The organism is Cytobacillus sp. Bac17 (genome assembly GCF_024519925.1).
In the GTDB taxonomy this organism is placed as follows: Bacteria; Bacillota; Bacilli; order Bacillales; family Cytobacillaceae; genus Cytobacillus; species Cytobacillus pseudoceanisediminis.
The window spans coordinates 183,628-195,874 of record NZ_JALJRC010000005.1; the positions used below are offsets into that span (position 1 = coordinate 183,628).

The 12,247-nt window shown below is 42.3% G+C and carries 9 protein-coding genes and 1 pseudogene; 9 read left to right on the forward strand and 1 reads right to left on the reverse strand.

What is annotated here, in order from left to right; genetic code table 11:
- Window positions 1-2 precede the first annotated feature (2 nt).
- From NR125_RS09880 to NR125_RS09920, 9 genes and pseudogenes are all read left to right on the forward strand, one after another.
- Window positions 3-1,007, forward strand: coding sequence for a cyclodeaminase (locus NR125_RS09880; protein WP_192908736.1), 1,005 nt, complete (start codon window positions 3-5; stop codon window positions 1,005-1,007).
- 14 nt (window positions 1,008-1,021) lie between these two features.
- Window positions 1,022-2,224, forward strand: coding sequence for a cystathionine gamma-synthase family protein (locus NR125_RS09885; RefSeq protein WP_192908735.1), 1,203 nt, complete (start codon window positions 1,022-1,024; stop codon window positions 2,222-2,224).
- Between the two features lie 29 nt (window positions 2,225-2,253).
- Window positions 2,254-3,501, forward strand: coding sequence for a M20 metallopeptidase family protein (locus NR125_RS09890; RefSeq protein ID WP_256815235.1), 1,248 nt, complete (start codon window positions 2,254-2,256; stop codon window positions 3,499-3,501).
- Window positions 3,491-4,546 (forward strand): homoserine dehydrogenase, encoded by a 1,056-nt coding sequence (locus NR125_RS09895; RefSeq protein ID WP_256815222.1) that lies wholly within the window; start codon window positions 3,491-3,493, stop codon window positions 4,544-4,546. Before NR125_RS09890 ends, NR125_RS09895 begins: the two co-directional genes overlap by 11 nt.
- A gap of 21 nt (window positions 4,547-4,567) precedes the next feature.
- Window positions 4,568-6,010: an aldehyde dehydrogenase family protein gene (locus NR125_RS09900; RefSeq protein ID WP_256815223.1), complete on the forward strand. Its 1,443-nt coding sequence runs from the start codon at window positions 4,568-4,570 to the stop codon at window positions 6,008-6,010.
- Between the two features lie 278 nt (window positions 6,011-6,288).
- The gene (locus NR125_RS09905; RefSeq protein ID WP_009334027.1) at window positions 6,289-7,833 is read left to right on the forward strand and encodes a BCCT family transporter; all 1,545 of its coding nucleotides are present in this window, start codon (window positions 6,289-6,291) and stop codon (window positions 7,831-7,833) included.
- Window positions 7,834-8,151: 318 nt separating this feature from the next.
- Window positions 8,152-8,838, forward strand: a pseudogene (locus NR125_RS09910) (TrmB family transcriptional regulator); the annotation flags it as partial.
- Between the two features lie 382 nt (window positions 8,839-9,220).
- Entirely contained in the window at window positions 9,221-9,559 is a 339-nt protein-coding gene (locus tag NR125_RS09915; RefSeq protein ID WP_009334028.1) for a VOC family protein, read from the forward strand.
- Window positions 9,560-10,088: 529 nt separating this feature from the next.
- Window positions 10,089-10,838, forward strand: coding sequence for an SAM-dependent methyltransferase (locus tag NR125_RS09920; RefSeq protein ID WP_192908731.1), 750 nt, complete (start codon window positions 10,089-10,091; stop codon window positions 10,836-10,838).
- A gap of 342 nt (window positions 10,839-11,180) precedes the next feature.
- Here NR125_RS09920 and NR125_RS09925 read toward each other — a convergent pair.
- Window positions 11,181-12,247, reverse strand: a 1,067-nt coding sequence (locus NR125_RS09925; RefSeq protein WP_256815226.1) for an IS110 family RNA-guided transposase, incomplete at its 5' end; no start/stop codon positions are given.

Genomic DNA, 12,247 nt, shown 5'->3' on the forward strand with positions numbered 1-12,247 from the left:
GGATGCTAATTTTTACAGAGCAGGAACTTAAACAGTATGTGCAGCTGAATAATGAAGCGATTGCTATTGTGGAAGCAGGATTTACGAAACTTGCAAAAGATGAAGCCGTCATGCCGCAGATTATGCGTGTTGACCTGCACGACCAAAACGGGGAAGTGGATGTCAAAACCGCTTATGTAAAAGGGGAAGACATGTTTGCGATTAAAGTATCTTCCGGATTTTTCAATAATTATAAGCTGGGACTTCCAAGCGGAAATGGACTTATGCTCTTGATCAGCACTCAAACAGGCATCCCACAGGCAATCCTGCTGGATAACGGCTATTTGACCGAGGTACGGACAGCCGCAGCTGGAGCGATTGCTGCAAACTACCTTTCCCGCAAAAACATTGAAACAGTAGGCGTGATAGGAGCAGGAAGCCAGGCGAGATACCAGGCAAGGGCACTCAAACTCGTACGGGATTATAAAAGAATCCTGGTCTATTCCAGGTCAGAGGATCGTTCGAGAAAATATGCCGCCGATATGTCCGCCGAATTGGGGGTTGAGGTCCAAGTGGCTGAGAGTGCCGAAGCCTTAGTCCGTAATAGTGATACGGTCATTACGACGACTCCGGCAAAAGAACCGGTGATCAAAGCGGAATGGCTTCATCCCGGACTTCATATTACGGCTATGGGATCAGATGCTGAGCATAAGCAGGAGCTTGAAGCAGAAGTCCTTGCCCGTGCGGATAAGCTTATATGCGATACCAAAGCACAGTGTGCCAGGCTTGGAGAATTGCATCACGCCCTTGACAAAGGAGTATTAACGAATGAATCGCACGTTATCGAACTGGGTCAATTAACTTCGGGAAGGCTAAGAGGGCGGGTAAGTGACGAGGAGATTACGGTTTGTGATTTAACTGGTACAGGAGTCCAGGATACTGTCATTGCCCTGTTTGCTTACAGTGAATTGGTCAAGCGGGAAATCGGCTTGAAGGCTGAGAACGAAAAACTGGCAATAAAAAACTGAGAAGGAGTGATCGTATGGTAAAAGAAAATGTTCAGGCAGGTACAAAAGCAGTATGGGCTGGGGAAAAGGATTATTTGGTGCATGGAGCCACCCAGGTGCCGGTCGTACTCAGTGTGGCATATGGATATGATGATATGGATGAGTGGTATGATGTAGCGATTGGAAAGAAAAAGGGACATATTTATGGAAGAAATACGAATCCAACCGTACAGGCATTTGAAGATAAAGTGAAAATTCTGGAAGGCGCCGAAGCAGCGACAAGCTTTTCAACAGGTATGGCTGCAATCAGCAATACGTTATCAACGTTCTTGGTGCCGGGTGATCGCATTGTATCGATGAAGGACACATATGGCGGAACGAACAAGATTTTTACGGAATTTCTGCCCCGCCAGCAAATCGATGTGGTTCTTTGCGAAACGGGGAATCACGAGCAAATAGAGGCAGAAGTGGCAAAAGGGTGCAAAATTCTTTACCTCGAAACACCGACGAATCCAACCGTCAAGATTACTGATATTGAGCGCATGGCAAAAGCCGGGCACGATGCCGGAGCGATCGTCATTGTGGATAATACTTTTGCAACGCCAATGAATCAGAACCCCATTTCACTGGGTGTGGATCTGGTTATCCACAGTGCTACAAAATTCCTCGGCGGGCATGCTGATGCACTGGGCGGAGTCGTTTGCGGTCCGCATGAACTTGTGGAAAAAATCTATCATTATCGCGAAATCAATGGTGCCACAATGGATCCGATGGCAGCTTACCTGATGATCCGCGGAATGAAAACACTTCACCTTCGTGTCCGCCAGCAATGTAAAAATGCAATGGAGCTTGCAAAGTACCTGCAGACAAAAGATATGGTGGAATCTGTCTATTATCCAGGGATTGAAACACATCCAAACCATCATATTGCCAAAAAACAAATGAAGGATTTTGGCGGGATGCTCAGCTTTGCTGTTAAAGGCGGAGTAGATACAGTCCGTGATTTGCTACCGAAATTGCAATTTGCCAACCGCGCTGCAAACCTCGGAGCTGTTGAAACAACAGTAGGGCCGGCCCGAACAACGAGCCATGTCGAATGTACGCCTGAGGAGCGTGCAGCTGTTGGCATTCCGGAAGGGTTAATCCGTGTCTCCTGCGGAATTGAAGAAATTGAGGACATCATTGCAGACTTTGAACAGGCATTTAGCCATGCAGAAAGTGTTTTGCAGGTAAAGTAGATTACTAGTTCCGATCGAGGTGAGAGATGATGTCAAATAATCATCCAATCGTTGAGCAAGCGAATAATTTGGCAGGCCGACTGGTGGAATGGCGCCGTCATTTTCATCAGCATCCCGAACTTAGCTTTCAGGAGTTCGGGACCTCCCGTTTTGTTGCGGATGTGTTAAAGGACATAGATGGAATAGAAGTAGAAACAGGTGTTGGGCTTGAAACAGGAGTAGTAGGCACTTTGACCGCGGGAGATGGACCAGTCATTGCACTGAGGGCTGATATGGATGCCTTGCCGATTACGGAGGAAAATAGAACAGGCTATTCGTCCAAGACTGAAGGTGTGATGCATGCTTGCGGACATGATGCACACACTTCTATTCTCCTCGGGGCTGCCTCCCTCCTCTCGGATCATTTTAAAAAGGGCGAATTGAAAGGGACGGTTAAATTTATTTTCCAGCCAGCAGAGGAGAGTACTGACGCTAACGGACTTTCCGGTTCATCGTATATGGTCCGTGCAGGGGCATATGACCAGGCTGAAGCTGCCCTTGCCCTCCATGTCTGTCCATGGCTTCCAGTAGGGAAAGTGCAAATCAGCGATGGCTATAGTATGGCGAATGTGGATGTTTTTGAAGTGAAAATCCATGGCTCAGGCGGCCATGGAGCTTATCCGGAGCTTGGCACTGATCCTATTTGGATGCTTGGCCCGGTCATGCAGGCACTGTATGGAATTACAGCAAGGAGAGTTTCAGCGCTGGATGCTGCCGTTATCAGTATTGGGCAAATCCATGCAGGTACAGCAAGCAACATCATTCCGACTGAGGCAGTTATTCAGGGCACAATTCGGAGCTATGCACCGGAAGTCCGTGATTTTTTGGCATCAGAAATAAAGAAAGCGCTTTCTATCGTGGAGCATTTGGGCGGATCCTTTTCATTGAATATCCAAAGAGGGGAGCCAGCTTTAAAAAATCATCCTGCTGTCAATGAATGGATAACGGACGCCATTACAAAGACATATCCAGGCATGGGGATTACCAGGCGCCCATTTGGCCTTGGCGGGGAAGACTTCGGCTATGTGACTGAAAAAATACCAGGATCCATGTTTTTCCTAGGATGTGCACCAATAGAGGGGGTTCAGCGTGATCTTCATACACCGATTTTTGATTTGGATGAAGCCTGTTTGCCGATCGGAACAGCCATTTTGGCACAAACGGCGGGCATGTTTTTAAAAAAGAATCCGAAATTACAAATTGACCAAAACTTGGAGGTGGAAATGCTTGGCACATAAATTGGCGTTTATAGGATTTGGGGTTGTTGGCCAGGGATTGGCGGAAATTCTGCGTGATAAGAAAGAAGCACTTAAACAGAACGAAGGATTTGAAGCTGAAATTGTCGCCATTTCCGATTTAATGAAAGGGTCGATCTACCATCCAGGCGGCCTGGATATCAGTACAGTATTGCAAGTATTGCAAGAAACAGGGAGTTTGGAGAATTATCCGGAAAGACCGGGATTAATCAGGGGATGGGACAGCATCAGAACCATCAAGGACACCAATGCAGATACGATTATTGAGGTTTCCTATACAGATGTCAAAACCGGCCAGCCCGCCATAGACCACTGTAAGGCTGCTTTTGAAAAAGGAAAGAATGTAGTGATGACCAATAAAGGCCCTGTTGCCCTCGCTTACCAGGAGCTATCTGAAATGGCGCAAAGGCATGGAGCCTATTGGGGATTCGAGGGGACGGTCATGAGCGGTACACCAGCGTTGCGGATGCCGGCTGCTGCCTTGGCCGGGAATGATATTACGGAAATCCGCGGCATATTGAATGGGACAACCAATTATATTCTGACCCAAATGGAACAGGATGGAGTCCCTTATGAAGCAGCCCTTAAAGAGGCACAAGAGCTCGGCTATGCAGAGGCGGACCCTGCTAGTGATGTAGAGGGATACGATGCAAGATATAAAATTGTTATCCTCTCTAACCATGTTATGAATGCTCCTTTATCAGTAGGGGAAGTGGAATGCAAGGGCATTACAGGCATCACTTTACAGGATATTGAGAAGGCAAAGGCGGAAGGAAAGTCCTGGAAGCTAATTGCGAAAGCCAAAAAGGAAAACGGCAAGGTTATTGCCTCGATAGCACCTGAAAAATTGGATGCTGAAGATCCTTTGGCTTCCATCAGAGGCTCTGTAAACGCCATTACGTATCAATGCGATCTTTTGGGCACAGTCACATTAAGCGGTGCAGGAGCAGGGAAAATAGAGACAGGATTCTCCCTTTTGATTGACTTAATTTCCATTAATCGTGAAAGGCAGCTTATTTCAATCTAAATCGGAAAGGCGGTAATAAGCATGACCACTCAACTAACCGGACAAAGAATGTTTATCGCAGGCGAATTGACGACAGGCGAAAGATTAATTGAAGTTCGTGATCCGCAGGATAACAGCATCATTGATACTGTACCAGCAGCTTCGAAGGAAGATATGCTTAATTGTATTGAAGAAGCGAAAGAGGGGGCTAAGATTGCTGCTTCCCTTCCTGTCCATCAGCGAATGGCTATTATTAATCGGGCTGCAGACTACATTGAAGTAAATAAAGAAAAATATGCCAAAACGATTGCAAAGGAAGGAAGCAAAACCATTCGGGAAGCTTCAAAGGAAGTGGAAAGAGCCATTCAGACTTTCCGGATCAGTGCAGAAGAAGCAAGAAGGATTCATGGAGAAACCATTCCGTTTGACCAAATGCCTGGGAGTGAAAACCGTCTGGGATACTACCGCCGCTTCCCGATTGGAATTATAGGCGCCATTACACCCTTTAACGATCCATTAAATCTTGTAGCGCATAAGGTGGGTCCCGCCATTGCTTCCGGGAATGCCATTATCGTAAAACCTGCAACAGTGACTCCTCTCAGCGCCCTTTTAATCGCCGAAGCATTTGAACAAGCCGGATTGCCGCCTAAAGTGTTATCGGTCATCACTGGTTATGGAAGCGAAATTGGGGATGTTCTTGTTACCCATCCTGCTGTAAGGATGATTACCTTTACTGGCGGTCTGGACGCCGGGGAACAAATTACACGGAAAGCGGGATTGAAAAAGATAAGTATGGAGCTGGGGTCCAATTCTCCTGTCATTGTGCTGGAAGATGCTGATTTGGAAGAGGCTGTTGAATCAACGGTTTCCGGGGCATTTTGGGCAGCAGGGCAAAATTGCCTCGGTGTCCAAAGAGTGTATATCCAGGATTCCGTTTATGAGGCATTTCAACAGGCATTCGTAGCCAGAACAAATCAATACTGCGTAGGGGATAAGCAATCAGAATTGACGGATATGGGGCCGCTTATTACGGAAAAAGAGGCTGTCCGGGTAGAAAAAATGGTTAATGAAGCGAAACAAAAAGGAGCAGCCATATTAACAGGCGGGAAAAGGAATGGGTCTTTTTATTCGCCTACTGTTCTCGAAAATGTCCCGGAAGATTGCACCATTGCGAAAGAAGAAATTTTTGGTCCGGTTGTACTTTTGTACCAAGTATCTTGTCTTGATGAAGCAATCAGTAAATCGAATGACATAAATTATGGCTTGCAGGCCGGAATATTTACCAAGGATATCGAAAAAGCACATAAAGCCATTGCCAAAATGGATGTAGGCGGAATAATGATCAATGACAGCAGTGATTACCGGATTGATGCGATGCCATTTGGCGGTGTGAAAAATTCAGGGTTAGGCAGGGAAGGAATCAAATTCTCCATTCAGGAGATGACAGAACCGAAAGTAGTCTGCTTTAAATTATCGAGCTATTAGAAGTTTTTTAATTTAATAATACCAGACAGCTGTCAAGCTGCCTGAATATCGTGTGAGGAAGAACGATCCGGCTGCTCCGGAGGGTCTTCCTTTCCTTTTAGATAGCTGAAGTCATAATTTATGTCATTCAACAACATTCCTAAACCTTTGAAATGCAGACAGGCTTTATATTAAAAGCCCTATCAAACTTGCATTGCAGTTTTCCAGCAGGCACACAGGGTCACTGCTTTGATTGAGCCAAATAAAAGAAAAGAAGGATTAATAAGGAGGATTTTATTTTGAAGAAAAACCGGGACCGCGCTTCATATAACAATCCAGTCTTTAAAATCTCAGCCATAATCGTTGGACTTTTTACCATTTGGGGAGCCTTTTCACCTGATAGTCTTGCAAAAAATGCCTCTATCGTTTTTAACTTTACAAGTAAATCATTTGGATGGCTTTATTTACTCAGTGTAGCTCTTTTTGTTTTCTTCTGTTTATACCTTGCTTTTAGTAAATATGGAAACATAAAACTCGGGCGGGATGGAGAAAAAGCCGAATATTCCTTATTTGCCTGGATCAGTATGCTGTTCAGCGCGGGTTTCGGTGTAGGAATTGTCTTTTGGGGTGTAGCAGAACCGCTGTCTCACTTTTCTTCTCCACCGCTTCCTGGAGTAGAGCCGCAATCAGCAGAAGCCGCACGGGTAGCCATGCGATATTCCTTTTTTAACTGGGGCATTCATCAATGGTCAGTCTTTGCCATTGTCGGACTGGCTCTTGCTTACTATCAATACCGTCATAAAAGGAGGGTTCTTGTAGGCGAAGTATTAAGCGCAAATCACCCAGAAAAAAGAAAAAGGCTGAAGTCAGCGGTCAATATACTTGCTGTCATTGCTACGGTAACGGGAATTGCCACCTCGATGGGAATGGGTGTCCTGCAAATTAATGGCGGCTTGAACTATGTCTTCTCAGTTCCAAACAACCCTTGGGTGCAAATCGGCATTGTAGGCATCATGCTCGCCCTTTATCTTGTTTCAGCTACTACCGGTATTGATAAAGGGATTAAGATTTTGAGTAATACAAACATGATTTTGGTCCTTGCTTTAATGGTGTTCTTCCTGTTCAGAGGTCCCACGGTATTCATATTTGAAAGCTTCGTCCTTGCCATCGGCGATTATATCCAGCATTTTATGGAAATGAGCTTCTACTTGACCCCATACACAGGAGAAACGTGGGTTCAGGATTGGACAGTTTTTTATTGGGCATGGGTGATAGCCTGGTCTCCTTTCGTCGGTTCCTTTGTTGCCCGGATTTCAAAGGGGAGAACGATCAGGGAATTTGTAATAGGTGTAATGGTTGTCCCTCCGGCTATTGGGTTTGTATGGATGGCCATTTTCGGAGGAACGGGATTATACATGGATTTATTCCAGGGTACCGCCATATCCGAAGCTGTTTCGCAAGATGTGACAACTGCCATTTTCGTTCTGTTAAAGGAGTTTCCATTATACACATTGTTATCAGTGCTTATGCTGGTCCTAATCGTCATATTCCTGGTAACTTCAGCTGATTCAGCTGTTTTCGTCCTGGGCATGATGACGTCAGATGGGGATTTGAATCCATCCAACATGGTAAAAGTTATCTGGGGTGTATTAATGGCTGGGATCACTGCCGTGTTAATTGCCAGCAGCGGATTAAAAGGGCTGCAAACTGCTTCCTTGGTCTCAGCTCTTCCTTTTACCATCATATTGGGCATTATTAGCATTTCGCTCTATAAATCATTGTCCAGGGAGAGAAAAGAAGCAAAAGGACAAGCCAAGCCGGTTCCCTTGCAGAAAGCCCAGTAAAAACTCTGGATAAATTCAATTTCTAATCGAAGAGTCAGCTAATAACAGAATAAAACCCCAAACAAGAAGGGTTCACATTATTTGGGACATAAACAAGCAGGAAATGGCATATAATGGATTGTAACTAAGGGAACTTAGAACCCCCTTAGTCCTGGTGATGTCAACCAGGAGCGCGACAATAGGTAAATCTTGGTGTGCGGGTGGATCTTTAGATTATCCACCCTTTTTTATGTATTAATTCTCAAATTTAGTAACAAGTATAATGCCCTGACCATGAATGGAATAACTTTTAAACTTTGTATATATAACTCTAATAATTCAAGAATATATGAAGTTCTAGATAGTCTCGCTATACGAGGAGACATTCTGGTTAGTCATGGAAACACACCTCAATATACTCCTGTACCTGCAAAGGAGCTAATTAAAACCGACGAAGGGAAGCAGAAGAAAATTTTGAACTGGCAGAAAAATCATTAGCAGAGTTAGAACGTTCTGCAAATGACCGTGAAAATATCTGGAACATCACTGGACGCAATGAAATACTCGATAAGAATGTATTTTATTTGCAAAAAAAAGAATTCTTTTAGAGGTTTGGAAAGAGGAATTCAAAGAATTGGAGTCTGATCTAAGACAGGCAGCAAGCAGAGGGGTCAACGTAACAATTATTGCTTATGGGGAAATCGCCTCTGATTTTGCTAATGTTTACCTCCATTATATGGGCCATGAAATTGCAGAAGAGTATGGTGGACGATGGATTGTTATTAGTGCAGATGATTCAGAAGTAGTAGCAGGTATTGTCTCGTTGGGGAAAGATAGCCGTGCAGCATGGACAAGGCATGTAGGTTTAGTAATGCCAATTACAGAAGTCATGATTCATGATTTGTACCTAATGGAAATTATGGAGAAACATAGAGACCACTTGGAGGAAAGCTTTGGAGAAAACCTCGTGAATTTACGCCGAAAATTCTCTATTTACCCAGATTTAAAAAACACTATATAAAATAAATTTGTATTATTGTCTGTTTATACAACATAAGAAAAGTAGCTTTCTTCATAGCAAATAGGCTGTTCTTATTTAACTAAAGGGTGCAAGAGCTGAAGATCAGCATGATTGGCATCTTTTTTCTTATTCGACTAACGGGTGCTTTTCCTGAATAAGGATAAGTGCCCGTTTGTCATATATGAGCAGACTTTACAGTAAATTACATTGTAATTGTGCTAATCGTTCAATAAACCGAAGGCTTAATTTCAATCAAAAGTTGCAGTGAACTTCATTCCATTTGTCGATCCCTGAATTAATTTTATTCACTACAATAGAGGAGGAAGCAAGAAGTCTAAATCAAGCATGTAAAATTACTTTGTATGCTAAGAAAAGGAAGTGTATCCTGTGAAACTAAACCATATCAATCTTACGGTCACCGACGTTAACGCTGCTCGAGAGTTCTTGGAGAAATATTTTTACTTGCAAACCGAGAGCATCAATAGCAATTCATTTGCTGTAATGACTGACGATAACGGATTGTTATTAGCTTTGATGAAAGATACTCGGGCCAACTACCCCAAGTCCTTTCATATAGGCTTCTTTCAAGAGAGTAATGAACGAGTAAACGAGATCAATCAACGATTGAAGGATGATGGATTTGATGTGAAGCCGCCTAAGATGGCTCATCGATGGACATTCTATGTTAAAGCCCCAGGAGGTTTTACTGTGGAGGTACTTAGTTAGTAAGATATGGGGTACCCAATGCTACAAAGAATAAGAATGCTTATATTCATGTTCGGCTGCTAATCAGGCAGCTTTTTCTTTTTAAACTACCAGTATTGACACTTCCTATCCATTTTCACTCTCTGTGGTGCAGCGCTGATTTTTGCACTTCTTGGATGGATAAAGGGGCAGGCTAGTGGAACAGTCTTTGCAGGAGAATAAGGGGTTTTAATTGAATAAGTAATCAAGCCTGAAGCTGCTGCCGAGCTCTATGAAACATAAACCAGTTAAGGTATAAAACCAAAAGAGGATTAACTCTTTTTCAAAATCACCATTGAGAAACTCAATAATAATAAGAATGCTTATTCCCTTTATACAAAAGAAAAATATAGAGGCCTACTGAAAATATAGAAGTGCATGAGAGATTATTAGAATTTCTTTTGATTTAAAGACTCTAGCTGTAATGTTCAAATAAAAGGCTAGATGATTGAACAGCTGCCCATTTCTTAAAATATGATAGAGAATAATAAAATAAGTTTCTGGAGGTCTTATGGATAGAAACAGATATTCAGCAATAGCCCATCAAAGCCACACTTTTTATAATCCGGTGAATTCATCAAAGATAGACAAAGTTATTGAATTACTTGATTTAAAAGATAATGACAAAGTAATTGATATCGGTGCTGGGAAAGGTGAGATTCTTTTTCGGATTATTGAACGATACAGAGCTAAATGTATTGCTATCGAGAAATATATTGGATTCACAGAACAACTTCAGGTAAATGCTGAAAAAAGAGGGGTTTTAAATAATATTGAAATCATTACAAAAGATGCTAAAGCAGCAATGAAGACAATTAATGAACCGTTTGAGGCAGCAATTTGTATTGGTTCAACTCATGCATTAGGTGGATTACATGAAACTTTGGATACGCTGAGAAAGTGTGTAAAAAAGGGTGGATATGTGCTCATCGGTGAAGGCTACTGGAAGCAGCAGCCAAGTAAAGAATATTTAGAGGCGCTTGGGGGAGCTGAAGAATCCGAATTACTAAGCCACTTCGAGAATGTGAAGGCTGGCGAAAAACTTGGCTTAATTCCACTATGGTCTTACACTGCTAACGAAGATGAATGGGATGAATATGAGTGGCTTTATTCTATGTCCATTGAGAATTATTGCTGCGAACATCCTGAAGATCCAGATCGCGATGCGATGTTACAAAAAATCCGGACTTGGAGAAGTACATATCTGAAATGGGGCAGAGATACCCTTGGATTTGGGATATATCTTTTTAGGAATATGTAAAATTCAATTTAAGGATGCAATTGTTGAAAATCATAGGTAGAAAATGATCAAACTTTGTTGTAATCCACATTTAAATCTGCTAAAAAGTGATTATTCTTTTTTCATAATGGATTCTTCTTATTTATCGTAAAAATGGTTGAGGTTGGTGAATTAAAGGGGTTATGTTGAACGGAAGCTGCTTATCAGGCAGCTTTTTCCTTTAAAACTAAACCAGCTAATAGTTTGTCAATATTTTTCAATAAAAACTTAAAATATCTCATGCTATACTAAAAATGCGCATGCCAAATAACCTTCCATTATTCTGTTGTTGGAAGGTTTTGTGATATTTAGTTTAATTTGGTTTTAAGCTATATCTTGGAAAGTTGTTTTGCTTTTTAAAAGGGCAAATATCCAGTGTAAGAGCTTATTTACACAAGCAATTACAGCTACCTTAAAAGGTTTTCCTTCTTCACGTTTTTTATCATAGAACTCTCGTAATTTCTTATTTCGAGGAATAATTTCATCGCTTGTTTTACTCTTGCGACAGTCACGAATCGCACAACGAACAGCCATATATAAGGCGTGACGAAGCCTACTGGATCCTCTTTTCGTGATTCGGTTTCTGGTGGCTGTAAACTTACCAGATTCGAATACACTAGGATCAACTCCAGCGAAAGCTACGAGCTTTTTAGGATCATTAAATCGATCTATCTCCCCAATTTCTGAAATGATCGTTGCAGCGATCTTTTCACCGATACCAGGGATAGATTTGATAATATTATATTCTTCAACTTCTTTAGCGAGGGCATCTATCTCTGACTCTAACTTGGATAGGTGCTCTTTGTATTGAAGAATAATGTTTATATACATACCAAGACTCAAAATATGACTCTGATACAAAGTCTTTTCAAACGGATTTCGGTCTGCGGCAGCTTTGAGTTGAATAGCTTTTTCATTAGCCCATCTGTATGAACGGCTTTTACATAATTGAGCGATTTTGTCAGCTATGGTTTCAACGCTTGCCTCTAATATATCTTCAGATGAGGGAAACTCTGAAAGAGTTAACAGTGATACTACCGAATATAAGTCACCAAAAACCCCTCTATATTCAGGAAAGACCTGGTCCAGAATGGCTTGAAATTGTAGCTTTGTTTGGATTAATACCCCCGTTATATTCTCGTGCTGTCTGGTAAGATTTCGAAGGTTTAAAAGTTGAACTCCACGCTTTTTATATGGCTCAAGATCCTCTTTATAAAACAGCTCGCAGAGATGGTAAGCATCGACCGCATCTGTCTTTACTTTCCGAAGACTTGAACTTTTCGCCTTATAAGAAATCAGTGGATTAATGATGATCAATAAATATCCACGGTCCTCCAAGTATTGAACAACAGAGGAATGATAATGTCCTGTTGCTTCTAGGACGATAGGTG